Consider the following 15,741-nt stretch of genomic DNA (forward strand, 5'->3'; position numbering starts at 1 on the left):
CGCGTGCCGGGCTTTGTCGCGCATTCGTTATGCGCGCCCCCGGGGCCGCGCGCGTATCGACACCGATAGAATCAGGGCACCGGGGGCGGAGGGGGAGACGTGAGCAGCAGCCGACGACGGATGCGCGTTGCCGGCGCCCTCGCCATCACGCTGGCGCTCGCGCTCACGGCCTGCACGGCTCCCGGCTATGCACGCTCGAAGCTGCCGTCGTCGGCATCCGCATCCCTGCCCAAGGAGACCGCGGACGCCTTGAAGGCCGCCGTCGACAGTGCCATGGCGCAGTCCGCCTCCTCCGGCGTCGTCGCCGGCGTCTGGGCGCCCTGGGCGGGGGAGTGGACGACGGCGTCGGGAACCACCACCATCGGCGGGCACACTCCGATGAACACCGACGAGCACTTCCGCATCGGCGAGCTCACCCGGGGGATGACCTGCACCGTTCTGCTGCGGCTCGTGGAGGAGAAGGTGGTGCGCCTCGATGAGCAGCTCATCGACGTGCTGCCCTCCGTACCCGGAACCGACGGGATCACCCTGGGCCAGCTCTGCCAGGGGACCTCAGGACTGGCCGACTACTCGACGATGCTCGCCGGCCAGTTCGCGCAGAACCCGGAACGCATCTGGCCGCCCCTGGAGCTGGCGTCCAACGGCTTGGCCGGCGGACGTGTGGCCGCGCCCGGCACGGTCTGGGCGTCATCCGACACGGGCTACGTGCTGCTCGGGATGGCCCTGCAGGCGCGCACGACCCGGTCATGGAGCGACCTCTACAACCAATACGTGCTCTCTCCGCTCGGCCTGAACGGAACGGCCTTCCCCGACGCGGCCACGCTGACCGTTCCCGGGTCGCATCCCGCGGGATACCTGGCGCCGCGGGGCGGCGACGGGAATGTGGTCTGCGATGCCGTGCGGGATGTCTCGCGCACCTCGCCGTCATCGGGCTGGACGGCAGGTGGAATGGTCTCATCGCTGGATGACCTGCACACCTGGGCGCAGGCGCTGGCGACGGGAGCCCTCGTGAGCAAGACCTCCTACAAGGCGCAGTGGCAGACGGTACCCTTCAGCGCCGATGCGCCGTCGTGGCAGGGGTACGGGCTCGGCGCCGCGCAGTACGGTCCGCTCCGGGGTGCATCCGCAGCAGCGGGCGGTTACCTGAGTGCGGCCTACTCCGACCCGGGCAGCGGACTGACCGTTGCGGTCATGCTCAACAACGCGACGGCCGGCAAGGACTTCGCGCGCTCGGTCGCGCTGCAGCTCGCCTCGATCGCTGCCAAGGCGGCATCCTCGAGCGGTCGGGAGAGGCCCGAGATCGCCTTGCCGTGGTCGGCGGACCAGATGGCCGAGGCGCAGAAGGCCGCAGCCGTCTGCCAGCCCGCGGCCTGAGTCCACAGGGTCGGCTCCGGCATCCGGCTCTCCACAGCGTGCGAGCGCGGTCATCGCCGTCCGTGGTGGATGCGAGAGTGGGACGGTGAGTGAATCGACCCGCGTGGATGCCCGTGCCGTACTGCGTCGTCTGGTGGGCCGCGATGACGCGGACTTCCACGAAGGCCAGTTCGAGGCCATAGAGACCCTTGTCGACGGGCACAGACGCGCATTGGTGGTTCAGCGCACCGGCTGGGGCAAGTCTGCGGTGTACTTCGTCGCGACGCTGCTGCTGCGCCAGCGCGGCGCCGGACCGACGGTGCTCGTCTCCCCGCTCCTTGCCCTCATGCGCGACCAGGTGGCTGCCGCCGCCCGCGCGGGAGTGCGCGCCGTGGCCATCAACTCGACGAACGTCACCGAGTGGACGCAGTTGCTCGGCCAGCTCGACCGGGACGAGGTCGATGTGCTGCTCGTCTCCCCTGAGCGTCTCAACAACCCCGCCTTCCGCGAGAACCAGCTTCCGGCGCTCGTGCGCAGAATGGGCATGCTCGTGGTCGATGAGGCGCACTGCATCAGCGACTGGGGGCACGACTTCCGACCCGACTACCGCCGGCTGCGCGACCTGATCGCCGCCCTGCCTGCCGGTGTTCCGGTGCTCGCCACCACGGCAACGGCCAACAGTCGGGTCGTCAACGACGTCGCCGAGCAGTTGGGCGCCGCATCCGCCGACGGGCCGGGTGCCGACGTGGTGACGATCCGCGGGCCGCTCGCCCGCACTTCGCTGCGCTTGGGCGTGCTGCGGCTTCCCGATGCCGAGGCGCGTCTCGGCTGGCTCCTCAGCCACCTCGACGAGTTGCCGGGCTCCGGCATCATCTACACGCTCACGGTGAGCGCGGCCGAGAACACCGCCAGGCTGTTGCGTGAGGCCGGGCACGACGTGCGCGCCTACACCGGGCAGACGGATGCCGACGAACGGGAACGTTCCGAGCAGGCGCTGAAGCAGAACACCGTGAAGGCGCTCGTGGCCACGAGCGCCCTCGGCATGGGGTTCGACAAGCCCGACCTGGGCTTCGTGCTTCATCTCGGTGCCCCGTCATCGCCGGTCGCGTACTACCAGCAGGTGGGCCGAGCCGGGCGAGCGACCGAGAACGCCGACGTGCTGCTGCTTCCCGGCCGGGAGGATGCCGACATCTGGCAGTACTTCGCGACGTCGTCCATGCCCGATGAGGTTCGGGCGTCGCGCGTCATCGAGGCGCTCTCCGACCGGCCGACCTCCACGCCGGCGCTCGAGGCCCTCGTCGACATCCGGCGCACCCCGCTGGAATTGCTGCTCAAGGTGCTCGACGTCGACGGGGCCGTTCGCAAGGTGCAGGGTGGCTGGGTCGCCACGGGGTCACCCTGGGTGTACGACGCCGAACGCTACGAGCGCATCGCCGCCGACCGGGTCGCCGAGCAGCAACGCATGCTCGAATACGAGACCACCACGGAGTGCCGCATGGAGCTGTTGCAGCGCTCGCTCGACGACCCGACCGCGGCGCCGTGCGGTCGGTGCGACAACTGCGCCGGGCGCTGGTTTCCGGTGGAGGTCACGGGGGAGGCGGCCGCGTCGGCTGCAGGGTCGCTAACGCGCGTGGGCGTGCCGGTGGAAGCCCGCACACTGTGGCCGACCGGCGCCGACAAGCTCGGGGTGCCGGTCAAGGGGCGCATCCCGGAGGGGGAGCGCAGCGCCGAAGGTCGTGCGCTCGCGCGGATGACGGACTTGGGATGGGGAGGCGCCCTGCGTCAGCTGCTCGCACCGTCGACCCCTGACGCGCCACTCAGTGAGCAGGTGCTCGCCGCCTGCATCCGGGTGCTCTCCGAATGGCAGTGGGAGAGCCGGCCGGTCGCCGTTCTCGCCGTCCCCTCGCGGTCCCGCCCGTTGCTCGTCGGCTCCCTCGCCGAGGGGCTGGCCTCGGTTGGACGCCTGCCGTACCTCGGCACGCTCGGCCTGTCGGCTGGCGGACCGAGCGGTTCTCCGGGCGGCAACAGCGCGTTCCGGCTGGCCGGCGTCTGGGGCCGGTTCGACGCCTCGGCCCTGACCCTGCCCGATGGTCCCGTGCTGCTTGTCGACGACCTCGTCGACTCCCGGTGGACGATGACGGTGGCCGCGCGCGAGTTGCGCCGGGCGGGTGCGTCGGCGGTACTGCCGTTCGCACTCGCTCTGAAGGCCTGAGACGCGGGCGTCGCCTCAGTCGCGCCGCCCCTCGAGGAAAGCGTCCATGCGCCGCTGTCGCTCCGGGCTCTCGAACAGCACGCCCTGCAGTTCGAGGTCGATGGCCGGATGCTGGGTCCGCGGCGCCGCGATCGCCTTCTTCATCGCGATCACCGCCGCCCGATCGTTCTTGCCGAGGCGATCGGCCAGCACGTGCGCCGCGGGCAGCAGCGCGTCGGGGGCGTGCACCGACGAGAGCAGGCCGATGGCCAGCGCCTCATCGGCCTCGATGACCCGTCCGGTCAGCAGCAACTCCGTGGCGCGCCCCTCGCCGACGATCTCCGGCAGCCGCCAGGCCGCACCTGCCGAGGCGATGATGCCGAGGCCGGTCTCCGGATTGCCGAAGCGCGCACGCGGGGTACCGATGCGGATGTCGGCGGCGTAGGCCAGTTCCGCCCCCCCACCCAGGGCGTAGCCGTCCACAGCCGCGATCACGGGAAGGTCGAGTTCCCGGATGCGGATGAAGGCATGCGCATTGATGCCCGCCCGAGCCTCAGCCGGGGTGCGTTCCCTCATCTCGCGGATGTCGGCTCCCGACGCGAAGACCCCGTTGGTGCCGGTGAGGATGAGCACGCGAGGATGGCGCTCGAGCTGCTCGCAGAGGGCGTGGAGAGCCTCGACGACGGCCGTGTCGATGGCGTTGCGCTGTCGCGGGCGATTGATGGTGGCGACGACGCGGTCCTCGAACTCCTCGAGCAGCAGGGCATCCGTGGCATCGGCAGCCACCGTGTCGTGGGTCATGAGCGCTCCCGACTGTGGTCGCGAGACCATCGCGCCGTTCACGTCGACCGCGCCGCCCCGCTCAGCAGCAGTATCGCACGCACGTCCCGCGCTGCGCAGGACGGATGCCGGTGGCTAGTTGTTCGCCTTGGCGCAGGTCTGGGTGTTCGCGGTCTGGCCCTTCAGGCCGTCGATGACCTCAGGCCCCGCGGTCGACGGGGTCCCGGTCGGTGCGGCCGTGGCGCCGTCAGTGGGGGCCGGCGCATCCGGAGCAGGCGCCGCAGTATCGGTGGGAGCCGGCACCGACGGGTCGCTCACGACGCCCTCGCCCAGGGCGTTGGCATCGAGGCTGATGGGCTTGTCGGCGGTGATGGCCGCGAAGAGCTGCTCCGCCAAGTCGCGCTGCGGCATGACCTTGCCGGGGAAGTCGGGGTCCCCCGTCGTGCCGGGGTACTGCACGAAGACCAGCTGGTCGAGGTTCACGTCTTTCAGTGCGTACGCCATGGCGACCATGGCGTCCAGGCTCGCCAGGTTCGAGGAGAGCTTCACGTTGGTCGCCGCGGCTCGGGCGAGCGAGTACAGCTTGCCGACGTCGGTCAGCGTGCTCGCGCTCTTCATGGTGCGCATGAGGGAGGACATGTACGCCTGCTGCGCCGAGATGCGTGAGAGGTCGCTGCCGTCGCCGACGCCGTGTCGGTTGCGCAGGAACGCCAGTGCCGTCGCGCCCGAGATGGTGGTGTTGCCGGCGGGCAGGTTCAGGCCCGTGTACGGGTCGTCGATGGGCTCGTTGACGCAGACGGGAACGCCGCCGATGGCATCCGTCATGGCGATGACGCCGTTGAACGAGACCGTGCCGGCGTAGGGGATGTCGAGGCCGGTGAGCTTCTGGGCCGTGGCGACGACGCAGCCGAGGCCGCCTCGCTCGAATGCCTCATTGAAGGGGCGCGCCGACATGGCGTCGAAGGTCTTGCCGGTCGTCGGGTCGGTGCAGTCGGGGTGCGCCACGACGAGGTCGCGGGGGATGCTCACGACGACCCCCGACTTATGGTCGGCCGAGACGTGCAGCAGGATGTTGACGTCGTTGAGGGTCGCGTCGCGCTCACCGTAGGCGTCGCCCTGGTTGGCGTCGTTATCGGTTCCGACGAGCAGGAAGTTGAAGCCGCCGTCGATGGCCCCGATGTGCGGAACCGGTGCAGGCGTCGCGCCCTTGGCGCCGTTGGAGATGTCGATGGCGTTCGAGGCGACCGACTTGTTGAGCTCGCCGAGCGCGAACGCGCCGACGGAGGTGCCGGTGATCAGTGCGACGACGAGGGTGATGCCGGTGGCCTTGAGGATGCTGAGCGCCCAGTGATTGCGCGGCTGGCGGCCATGGCGAATGGGCTGAACACGCTTGCTTCGGCGCGATGGCAACGACGGCTGGCTCACTGGACTCCTCTCGACAGGCGGCCCCACGGGGAGGCGGGATAGGCACACGCTCCTCTATCGTCCCATGTGCAACCTGAGTGAAACGTCAATCCGACTCGCCAGGGGAGGTGGTGCGACGGTCTGCGAGTCGCCTCGGCTGCTCAGGCAGGGGCGGCGACGGAGAGCGAGGCCTCGTCGGGCGCGGAGAGTGTCAGCACGGCCTCGACGATGTAGGGCTGGCCGGTCAGTTCCTCCTCGATGCGGCGCAACGCGTACGCGACGTGCGACTCGCTGTCGTCGCCCGCGAGGTCGACGGCCGCGATGAAGAGCAGCTGGGCCGGGCCGATGAACTCGATGTGCAGGTAGGTGACCCGTTCGATGTCGGGCCGCTCGAGCAGTTGCCGCAACGCGAGGTCGCGCATGACGGGACCCACCGCCTGGCCGAGCAGGAAGGCGCGGTTGCGAGCGATGAGAACCACGGCGACCAGCCCGAGCAGAACGCCGACGAGGATGGAGCCGAGTGAGTCCCACACCGGATCGCCCGTCAGCTGGTGCAGGCCGATGCCCGCGCCGGCGAGCACGATGCCGATGAGGGCCGCGGCATCCTCGGCGAAGACCGCTCGCAGGGTGGGATTCGAACTCTCGATCACGTGCTCGAGCGTGCCGGTGCTGCGCTCGTGGGCCACCTGGCTGGCCTCGCGGTAGGCGCGCATGAACGAGATGCCCTCGAGAACGAGCGAGACGCCGAGCACGATGTACGCGATGAGGTAGTCGGATGCCGGCTCGGGTTCGAGCAGTTGCTGAACGCCGTGCTGGATCGATACGACCGCGCCGGCCGTGAAGATGCCGAACGCCGCGAACATCGACCAGATGTAGGCGTCCTTGCCGTAACCGAGCGGATGCCGCGCATCCCGAGGGCGCTTCGAGCGCCTCTCGGCGACGATGAGCAGCACCTCGTTGCCGGTGTCGGCCCAGGAGTGCGCGGCCTCGGCGACCATCGAGGCCGACCCCGTCAGAGCGGCGGCGAGGGACTTGGCCACCGCGATCAGCAGGTTGGCGCCGAAGGCGATGATCACGGTGACGAGGCTCTCGCCGGAAGCCGGCTTCGCCGGCTGTTGCGTCTGGGGCGCAGTTGTCACCGTGTCTCCTGTGCTCGGATGTGAGTCGAGTCTGGCACTGGATCCTCGGCGGCCGCGAACGGGTGGGCGCTCGGCGCCGAAGCTGCCACAATGGAGGCGGTGCCGCCCCCAGCGTCGGAGCCAGTGAGGAGATCGTGGTGGAAGCCATCCTGTGGTCGGTTCTGGGACTCATCGGCCTCGTCGGCGGCCTGACCGGGATCGCCGCGCTCGTCGCGCTGGTGAAGGAGAACTACGGCGGCTGAGGCACCCTCTCTCCGCGGATACCAGCGGGTCTGAGGACCGTCAAGCCCCTGCGTTCCCACCCCGCGGTGCCTAGCGTGGAACCGTGAGCGGGGAGGCTGCGGTGACGTTGACGATGGAGAGAACGGCGTCATCGCCCATGGCGCCCATGGCGATACCGGCCGCACGGGGGCCACTGAGCCGCGCCCTCGTCGATGTTCTGCAGAACGGCACGGCGGCCGAGGGTCTCGCGGGCGTCGCTCGAAGCGTGCTCGAGCACACCGCGAACACGCTCGACGACGACGATGTGCAACTGAGCCTGTTCCTGCTCTACGAATTGCACTACGGCGGTATTCTCGGGGTCGATGAGCGCTGGGAGTGGAATCCGTCGCTGCTGGCCGCCCGAGCGCTGCTCGAGGATGCATTCGAGGCGGATCTGCGCCGCGAAGTGCCGCAACCGCACGCCGAACGCGGCGTTCCCGAGGCCCTGGCCGCCCTGGTCGAACTCGACGACGGGCCGAGCCTGTCTGCCTTCATCGAGCGCCATGCCACTGTGGAGCAACTACGTGAGGTGCTGGTCAACCGCTCGATCTACACGCTGAAGGAGGCCGATCCGCACAGCTGGGCGATCCCGCGCCTGCACCGCCGGGCGAAGGCCGCCCTCGTCGAGATCCAGGCGGATGAGTACGGCGGCGGCCGGCCGGAGCGCTTGCACGCCACGATCTTCGGAACCTGCCTGCGGGAGCTCGGTCTGAGCGATCGCTACGGCGCCTACGTCGACAACGTGCGGGCGCCGGTCTTCGCGTCGATGAACATGATGTCGCTGTTCGGGCTGCACCGCCGCCTGCGCGGCGCGATCGTCGGACACCTGGCGGCGTACGAGATGACCTCCTCCATTCCGTGTCGGGCATACGCGAACGGCTTCCGGCGATTGCAGCTGAGTGCCGCGGCATCCGACTACTTCGACGAGCACGTCGAGGCCGATGCGGTGCACGAGCAGATCGCGGCGCACGACCTCGCCGGCGGATTGGCCGAAGAGGAGCCCGAGCTCGTCGACGACATCCTCTTCGGTGCGGCCGCGTGCCTGAGAATCGACGGCCGGGCATGGGGGAGCGTGCTGGAGAGCTTCGAGGCCGGCGAGACCTCGCTTCGGGGGCCGCTGTGAGCACGGTCATCACCGCCTGCCCCAATGGACCGCTGCTCGTGCGCGGCGAGATCGCCCTCGTCGACGAGCACGGGGATGCCGTGGCGGCGAACCGGCGTACCGTGGCGCTGTGCCGGTGCGGCGCATCGGCGCTCCGGCCGTTCTGCGACGGCTCCCACAAGCTGGTCGGCTTCCGCACGGAACCCCCGGCCCGCACTCCTGCGGTGACCTTCGATGGCAGCGACGGAGACTGAGTCTCTGCCCGCACAAATCGTTTGGCCGTTCGTGCAGGTCGGGGAGGAACTCGCCTGATCGCGATCGACAGGACGTTCTCCATGAGAGTCTGGAGCACGCAGACCCGGCGCTCCGCCGCGGCGATGGGCGGAAGGTGATCGATGCGCACGGCAGTCATCGGCATCGTCCTGCTCGCAGTGGGAGCGATCGCGGTCGCCACCGGCATCCTGCCGCTGGCCGAGGCCATCACTCTCTGGGAGCGGGTATGGCCCATCCTGCTCTTCGTTCTCGCGATGACGATCGTGACGGAACTGGCCGCGGAGGCCGGACTGTTCTCGTGGATCGCCGAGCATGCCACAGTGTGGGCCGGCGGGCGCACGTGGCTGCTCTGGCTCATCGTCGTGGCGCTCGCCGTGCTCGCGACGGTGTTCCTCTCGCTCGACACCACGGCGGTGCTCATCACGCCGGTCGTCATCATCGCCGCCCGGCACGCGGGCCTGAGCCCACTTCCGTTCGCGTTCACGACGGTCTGGCTCGCAAACACGGCCTCGCTCCTCTTGCCCGTGTCGAACCTGACCAACCTGCTCGCACAGTCGACCCTGTCGTCCCAGGCCGGCGGCGCGGTGAGCCCGCTCGCGTTCGCAGCGATGACCTGGCTGCCGGCACTCGTCGCCGTGCTGGTTCCCGTCGTCGCGGTCGGGGTGATGGCACGGCGTGCGCTCTTCACGCGGTACACGGTCGAGCGGCCCAACAGGGTCAGCGACCCAACACTGCTCATCGCCGCGACCACCGCCGTGGCCGTGCTCATCCCCGGGCTGGTGTCGGGACTGCCCGTGTGGATGCCGGCGTGCGCGGCCGCAGCCGTGCTTCTCGTCACGTTCGCCATCGCCCGCCCCAGCGTGTTGCGCTTGGGCCTGGTTCCCGTGCCGTTGCTCCTGCTCGCATCCGGCCTCTTCCTGGTGCTCGAGGCGGCGCACGCGCTCGGACTGGGCCAACTGCTGGCCGAGGTGGCGGGATCGGGCGACTCCCCTGCCGCCCTGCTGCAGATGGCCGGAGTCGGCGCGGCGGGAGCAAATGCCGCGAACAACCTGCCGGCCTACCTGGCCCTCGAGCCAACGGCAGACACCCCTCGGCGACTCATCGCCCTGCTCATCGGGGTCAACGCCGGACCGCTGATCACGCCGTGGGCATCGCTGGCGACGCTGCTCTGGCACCAGCGTCTGGTCGCCATGGACGTGCAGATCAGCTGGCGCCGCTTCGCACTCGCCGGCCTGGTCGTCGCCCCGCTCACCGTCGGAGCGGCCACCCTGGCCCTCGCCCTCGCCCTCGTCTGACGGCCGCCCCGCATCCGGTGCCCAGAGGTCCGGGTGCATCGCGAGAAGGTGCGCTTTCTTAACGCCGGGAATCCGCCGCGTCAACCGCCTCGCGTGGTCGGAGGGCACTTTCTACGCTGAATATCCGACGATTCTGAGGCGGTTACCATGGCACGCGACACCACCGAGGTGCACAAGAACGGGGCACCGGCTCCCGATGACGACCGCAAGCCCGATTCGCCGACCGAGGTGACGAAGCGATCGTGGGTCTACGTATTGCGGAAGAGCTACCGCGAATTCGTTTCGGACCAGTGCTTCGACATCGCCGCCTCGCTCACCTACTACGCCGTGCTCGCCCTCTTTCCGGCACTCCTGGCGATCACGTCCCTGCTCGGCGTGTTCGGTCAGGGCAAGGCGGCTGTTCGCTCACTGCTCAGCACGGTGCAGGGAGTCGTGCCGGCCGATGTGCTCTCCACCGTGCGCAAGCCACTCGAACAGTTCTCCTCGTCGCCGTCGGCCGGGTGGGCGCTCGTGTTCGGAATCGTGCTGGCGATCTGGTCGGCATCCGGATACGTCGGGGCCTTCAGCCGCGCCATGAACCGCATCTACGAGATCGCCGAGGGCCGGCCGTTCTGGAAGCTGCGGCCGATGCAGCTTCTCGTCACGATCGTCGCGATCGTTCTCATTCTCGTCATGGCGGCGATCCTCATCATCTCGGGCCCCGTGACGGATGCCGTCGGCGATGCCCTCGGTCTGGGGCCGGCGGTCAAGCTGATCTGGTCGATTCTCAAGTGGCCGCTGCTGTTGTTTCTGCTCATCCTCATCGTCGCCGTGCTGTACTACGCCACGCCGAACGCCAAGCAGCCGAAGTTCCGCTGGATGAGCCTCGGGGCGGTCATCGCACTCGTCGTGCTCGCCATCGCCTCGCTCGGATTCGGCCTCTACGTCGCCAACTTCTCCAACTACGAGCGCACGTACGGATCGTTCGCGGGCATCATCGTCTTCCTGCTCTGGCTCTGGATCGCCAACCTTGCGTTGCTGTTCGGTGCAGAGTTCGACGCGGAGATGGAGCGCGGGCGCCAGCTGCAGGCGGGAATCGCCGCGGAGGAGGACATCCAGCTGCCGCCGCGTGACACGCGCAAGAGCGAGAAGGCCGCCAAGCAGGAGGAGAAGGACATCGAGGAGGGCCGCCGCATCCGCGAGAGCCACGGCGATGCGGACTCCGACAAGGATGAGGCGGATTCGAAGACCGAGACGAAGCGCAACCGCGATCGCTGAGCCCTCGCCCGGCTGCCGCCCATCCGGGTCGGCAGCCGGGCGCTTTCACCGTTCTCGGCGCCCGAGTCGGGGCCGTTCGTGTTGGTCACCACTTCGGTGCTGACCGTATAGGGGTCCGAACCTCCTCGGCCGATCAGCGCCGAGCGGGGCGGCGTGCTGCGCGACCAACAACGGTCACGACGCCTGCCAGAAGCATCAACCCGGCGATGATCAGGGCGGGCACGGCATCGATCCCCGTCGATGCGAGATCCGAGGTAGAGGCCGGTCCCGGTGCCGGTGCCGGTGCCGGTGTCGGAGTCGGAGACGGAGTCGGGGATGGCGTCTCCGCCAGAGCAGGGTTCGTCAGCGTCACCGCGACATCCGTTGCGTCGCCGATGACGAGTTGTGCGCTGTTGCCGCTGACGGTGACTCCCTCTCCACTGAACACGGGGGTGCCCCAGGTCACGCCGGGAACGGCTGGAGGTGTCTCTTCCGCGAGGGTGACGACGGTGCCCTGCGGCAGTCTGCTGAAGTCTGCGCTGCTGCCGGGAGTGAGTGCGAGGGTGCCGTCGACGGGTATCCCGTTGAGCACGTAGGAGTAGTCGACGGCGAAGGTGGTGCTCGCCGGCACGAGGTCGGCGGCGTTTCCGGTGATCGATTTCCTCAGCGTGGCATCGCCGAATACGCGTGCGGCCGGGTTCGACAGGGCGACCGTGACATCGCTGGTTGTGTCGATCGTGAATTGGGCGGTGTTCCCGTTGGCGGTGACGCCGTCTCCGCTGAAGGTGGGAGTTCCCCACACCATGCCGTTGATCGGGGGCGGGGCCCCTTCGGTGAGGGTGACGACGGTGCCGTCGGGCAGCCCGGTCAAGCCTGTGCTTCCGTCCGGAGTCAGGGACATCACCCCGGTCACGGCTGATCCATCGCGGACGAAGGAGTAACCGATGGTGAATTCCGTGTCAGGCGGCACCAAGTCTGCGGCGTTTCCTGTGACGCTCTTGTTCACGGTGAAGTTGCCGAGTGATGTGGTGACGGGATTCGTCAGGCTCACGGCGATGCTCGTCTGATTGCCGATGACGAACTGTGCGCTCGTTCCGGCGGCGGTGAGGCTGTCCCCAGCGAACAGCGGTGCACCCCAGCTCAATCCGGGCACGGGTGGAGGTCCGCGTTCGGTGAGTGTGACGAGAGTTCCTTCCGGAAGACCGGTCAATCCGGATGCGACTCCCGGGGTGAGCGTCAAGGTTCCGCTGACCGGCGCGTCATCGAGCGTATAGGAGTAGTCGACGGTGAACGCCGTTGTCGGTGGCACCAGTGCGGCGGCGTCTCCCGAGATGGATTTGGTCATGGTGAAGCCTCCGAAGCCGTCGCCGTCTCCTGTTCCACCGCCTCCTTGGTAGGTGAAGGTCGAGTCGGAGGTCCAGAACGAGGAGCCGGTGATGGTGTTGCCGAAGCTGTCGCCGATTTCCACTCCAGGCGGAAGCACGGTGAAGTAGGTGATCAGGTAGGTCGAATTCGTCGCGATCGAGGCGTGGATGGCGATCGTGAATGTCGAGTTCGCGGCGTCATCCGTCACCGTGAAATCGGTGCCTGGTGTCAGGACTCGGATGTCGGCTGGGTTGATGTTCCCATCGTTCCAACTCGAGTTCGGAATGTAGCCGATCTGGGTGGTGGGTGGCACGAAGGTGAGGCCGGGATCGTAGGTGTCGACGAGTGTCAGGGACTGGCCGACGAGGTTGTCGCTGGGAACCCAGACACTCCATCCGATTGCGGTGCCGTCCGAAGACAGCTCTCCGCGTTTGCTGGGCTGCACAGGAACCGGGTAATCAGGTGCTGGCCCGATGCCGGAAGTGGGGACGACGATCGTCGTTCCTCCGCCTGTCGTGAATGTGAGCGTTGTCTCGGTGGACTCTTGTTGCGCCTTCGCCCAGAAAGTGAGGGTTCCCTCGACGTCGATGTGCGTGTCGACGTAATCGCCGAGCGTGCAGACGATCGACGGCTGGGTCACCACACAGGAGCCCACGACCGACTGATCGTCGGGGTCGAGCAGGTCGAACGTCGTCGCGAGACCGGTCAGGAGGGGACTCGTTGGCAGATTCAGACTGAAGGTATCGCCGGACCGTGCCGTGCTGGGGACGGCCCACGTCGCGGACAGTTCCAACGTGTCACCGACGGCGATGTCTCCGGAAGGTTGGACGATCGTCACGCTCGTGATCGCATCCAACTCCGCAGCCGATGCCGGCGCTTCGGTCGTCGTCGCGACGGACACCCCTAAGAGCGCACCCAGTATCAACGTCGGGAGTCGAAAGCCCTTCCGAGACGTTCCTGCTGCGCGGCTCCTTTGCACCACACGCCAAAACTACGCCGATAAGGGCATTCGAGTGAAGAGGAGTGAGAGGCGTAACCGGCTGTGACACCCTCGCTCCAGCGATTTCAATGACGCGATGTCTGACAAGTGCGAACCGGTTAGTCAACGGTGAGTTTGGCCGAAAACCAAAGAGCGGGGTAGTCTGGCCCCGGCCTTAGTTCCCAGTGTTCTTCCCGGATTCCGGGCCTCGCGGATGTAGTTCAATGGCAGAACTTCAGCTTCCCAAGCTGATAGCGCGGGTTCGATTCCCGTCATCCGCTCTCACCCTGGCAGTCGAACCGGTTCGATCATGACCGGCTCCGTCCACGCCGTCCCGGACCGGTTCCACGCTGTGCAGGCGACTCAGCCGCGGCGGCTCTCCTTCACGGTGGAGATTCGCACGTAGTCGAACTCCGCCGTCAGATGCAGCGCGGCATCCTGCAGCCCGTAGGCGACGAGGGCGATGCGCACGTCGGTCCCGAGGCCGTGGGTCCAGGTGCCGCCCTTCACCCAGCTCTGCCCGTCACGGCTCGTGTAGGCGGTGTACGCGTCGGTGTCTCCGCCGGCTTCGTGGCGCTCGGAGCCGGTGAGGCGTCGGGCCACGATGCGCAGGTAGGTCCAGTCGTCGCCGGGAGGGCCGACCACCGTGTTGCCGTAGCGCGCCCAGCCCTCGGGAGCAACCGAGATCTCCTTCGCGTACTCCGTCTGCCGGGTGTTCCAGATGGCCGTCTCAGTGAGCTTCACGTAGTCGTCGTCGTTGGCGTAGACGAGGATGCCGGCCTGGGCGTAGTTGAAGCAGCATCCGCCGGGCACGTTCAGGCGCACCTTCGCCTCGACAACGAAATCTCCGCGGGGAGCATCACGCAGCAGCACCGCTGCGCTGTCGGCATCGACATAGAGGTCCCCGGCCTGGATCGGCAGGCGCAGTACGCCGTCGGCGAGGGTCGCCGTCGGCGCGATGTCGCTGCGCTGCCACGTCCACGCCGCATTGAGCGTCGGGCCGCTGAACTCGTCGGAGTACCTCTCGAGCAGGCGCTTCGGCTCCTGTACCGAGACCGGCCGGTAGCGGTGACGGGAAACCTGCCCGGGCTGTCCAGCGGGAGCCGGCTCCCGGTCGTCGGATGCGCCTGCGCCCCCGTTCACGGTCGGCCAGCCGCCGACCCAGTCGATGCCGTCGATCAGGGCGGGGCGCTTGGTGAACCCGGTCTGGAAGGCGAAGAACGGGTCGCGCTGGTCGACGGCGTGATAGATCGTCCACCACTCACCGTTCGCGTCCTGGAAGACGGTGTTGTGGCCGGTTCCTACCCAGCGGTTGCCGTTCATCGTGAGGAAGGGCGTTCCCCCGGTGTTCTCCGCCGTGAGCGCGACGCCATCCCGGTCCACGAACGGTCCCAGCGGATCGGTCGAGCGGCCGACGAAGACGCTGTACCCGGTGAGAGCACCGTTGCAGCAGTTTGTCGCAGACGCGAACAGGTAGTAGTAGCCGTCCTTCTGAACGACGTTGGCGCCCTCGTACTTGTTGTCGATCGCGACCATGGTGGCTGCGGCGGTGTCGGCGGTTGCTCCGTCCGCGGTCAGGTGGAGCGCCGTTCCGTAGATGCCGCCGAAGTAGCTGCCGTAGTAGAGGATGCCCGCGTCGGCGACGGTGTCGCCGAGCACATCGGGGTCGTAGGTCCAGAGAAAGTCGCAGCCGGGGCTGTTCTGTCGGGGCGCGACGACCGGGGTGTCAGAGAACGTCCACGGGCCGGTCGGTTCGGCACTCGTCGCGACGCCGATGGCGCTGTCGCTGGCGCATCCCTCGACACCGCTGACCGCGCTCGCCGTGTCGGTCACGACGACGAACAGGTAGTACTGATCGAAGGTGCTCGAGTAGACCACCTCGGGCGCCCAGAGTGCTGCGCCCGGTTCGGCCCAACTCGGCAGCGCCGTGGCCGCATCACCGACGTACGTCCACTCGACGAGGTTCCTCGAGACCATGGTGGGCACGCGGTGGAACACCGGCGCACCACTCGCATCCACGTCCTCATCGTTCAGCGGATCGGTCGTGCAGTACAGGTACCAGTTCGTGTCGCCTGGCCGTTGTCCGCGCAGCACTGTGGGGTCTGCGCAACTCTCGACCACCCCGTCGCCCGGCACGACCGGCTTCAGGGGATTGCTGTAGCTTCCCGGATTGCGACCGCCTCGGTCGGCGGATGCTGCAGCGGGTGCCTGATCGGTGCCGTCGTCGGCCGCTGCCAGACCGGAGGGTGCGCCGATCGCGAGTAACGACGCGACGGCGACGATGGCCGACATCCGGATGCGGTGAGACGTCTTCATCGACAGGCTCCTCTACGGTGCACGGGCCGTCGTGCCTGCCGCACCTT

The 15,741-nt window shown here is 68.2% G+C and carries 11 protein-coding genes and 1 tRNA gene; 7 read left to right on the forward strand and 5 right to left on the reverse strand.

All coding sequences use genetic code 11. The annotated features are described in order from the left end of the window. The first annotated feature begins 99 nt into the window (after positions 1-99). Both WDJ51_RS13345 and WDJ51_RS13350 read left to right on the forward strand, forming a co-directional pair. Positions 100-1,374 (forward strand): serine hydrolase domain-containing protein, encoded by a 1,275-nt coding sequence (locus WDJ51_RS13345; protein WP_337852955.1) that lies wholly within the window; start codon positions 100-102, stop codon positions 1,372-1,374. An 85-nt stretch (positions 1,375-1,459) separates the two neighbouring features. After that, on the forward strand, positions 1,460-3,565 hold the full coding sequence (locus tag WDJ51_RS13350) for a RecQ family ATP-dependent DNA helicase (RefSeq protein ID WP_337852956.1): 2,106 nt from the start codon (positions 1,460-1,462) through the stop codon (positions 3,563-3,565). 15 nt (positions 3,566-3,580) lie between these two features. On the opposite strand, the gene WDJ51_RS13355 is transcribed toward WDJ51_RS13350, so the two are convergent. The 3 genes from WDJ51_RS13355 to WDJ51_RS13365 form a co-directional block, all read right to left on the reverse strand. Beyond that, the gene (locus WDJ51_RS13355; protein WP_337852957.1) at positions 3,581-4,345 is read right to left on the reverse strand and encodes an enoyl-CoA hydratase/isomerase family protein; all 765 of its coding nucleotides are present in this window, start codon (positions 4,343-4,345) and stop codon (positions 3,581-3,583) included. A 114-nt stretch (positions 4,346-4,459) separates the two neighbouring features. Next, the gene (locus tag WDJ51_RS13360) at positions 4,460-5,749 is read right to left on the reverse strand and encodes an LCP family protein (RefSeq protein WP_337852958.1); all 1,290 of its coding nucleotides are present in this window, start codon (positions 5,747-5,749) and stop codon (positions 4,460-4,462) included. Between the two features lie 140 nt (positions 5,750-5,889). Continuing rightward, on the reverse strand, positions 5,890-6,867 hold the full coding sequence (locus WDJ51_RS13365) for a cation diffusion facilitator family transporter (protein WP_337852959.1): 978 nt from the start codon (positions 6,865-6,867) through the stop codon (positions 5,890-5,892). A gap of 388 nt (positions 6,868-7,255) precedes the next feature. Here WDJ51_RS13365 and WDJ51_RS13370 point away from each other — a divergent pair, with 388 nt between their 5' ends. The 4 genes from WDJ51_RS13370 to WDJ51_RS13385 all read left to right on the forward strand — a co-directional run bounded on the left by WDJ51_RS13370 (position 7,256) and on the right by WDJ51_RS13385 (position 11,055). Further along, positions 7,256-8,251 (forward strand): iron-containing redox enzyme family protein, encoded by a 996-nt coding sequence (locus WDJ51_RS13370; protein WP_337853070.1) that lies wholly within the window; start codon positions 7,256-7,258, stop codon positions 8,249-8,251. After that, complete coding sequence (locus WDJ51_RS13375; RefSeq protein ID WP_337852960.1) at positions 8,248-8,484, forward strand: CDGSH iron-sulfur domain-containing protein; 237 nt, start codon at positions 8,248-8,250, stop codon at positions 8,482-8,484. The genes WDJ51_RS13370 and WDJ51_RS13375 overlap by 4 nt, the downstream gene beginning before the upstream one ends. 141 nt (positions 8,485-8,625) lie before the next feature. Then, positions 8,626-9,798, forward strand: a complete 1,173-nt coding sequence (locus WDJ51_RS13380) for an SLC13 family permease (protein ID WP_337852961.1) — start codon at positions 8,626-8,628, stop codon at positions 9,796-9,798. 147 nt (positions 9,799-9,945) lie between these two features. Next, the gene (locus WDJ51_RS13385) at positions 9,946-11,055 is read left to right on the forward strand and encodes a YihY/virulence factor BrkB family protein (RefSeq protein ID WP_337852962.1); all 1,110 of its coding nucleotides are present in this window, start codon (positions 9,946-9,948) and stop codon (positions 11,053-11,055) included. Positions 11,056-11,188: 133 nt separating this feature from the next. Here the strand turns inward: WDJ51_RS13385 and WDJ51_RS13390 are convergent, their stop codons facing one another. Further along, a complete protein-coding gene (locus tag WDJ51_RS13390) occupies positions 11,189-13,300 on the reverse strand; it encodes a DUF5979 domain-containing protein (protein ID WP_337852963.1) in 2,112 nt (703 codons plus the stop codon). Between the two features lie 288 nt (positions 13,301-13,588). Here WDJ51_RS13390 and WDJ51_RS13395 point away from each other — a divergent pair. Further along, positions 13,589-13,659 (forward strand) — tRNA-Gly (locus WDJ51_RS13395). Between the two features lie 82 nt (positions 13,660-13,741). Here the strand turns inward: WDJ51_RS13395 and WDJ51_RS13400 are convergent. Then, positions 13,742-15,694: a family 43 glycosylhydrolase gene (locus WDJ51_RS13400; protein ID WP_337852964.1), complete on the reverse strand. Its 1,953-nt coding sequence runs from the start codon at positions 15,692-15,694 to the stop codon at positions 13,742-13,744. Between the last annotated feature and the right edge of the window lie 47 nt (positions 15,695-15,741).

It is taken from the genome of Rathayibacter sp. YIM 133350 (assembly GCF_037404875.1).
Classification (GTDB): domain Bacteria; phylum Actinomycetota; class Actinomycetes; order Actinomycetales; family Microbacteriaceae; genus Orlajensenia.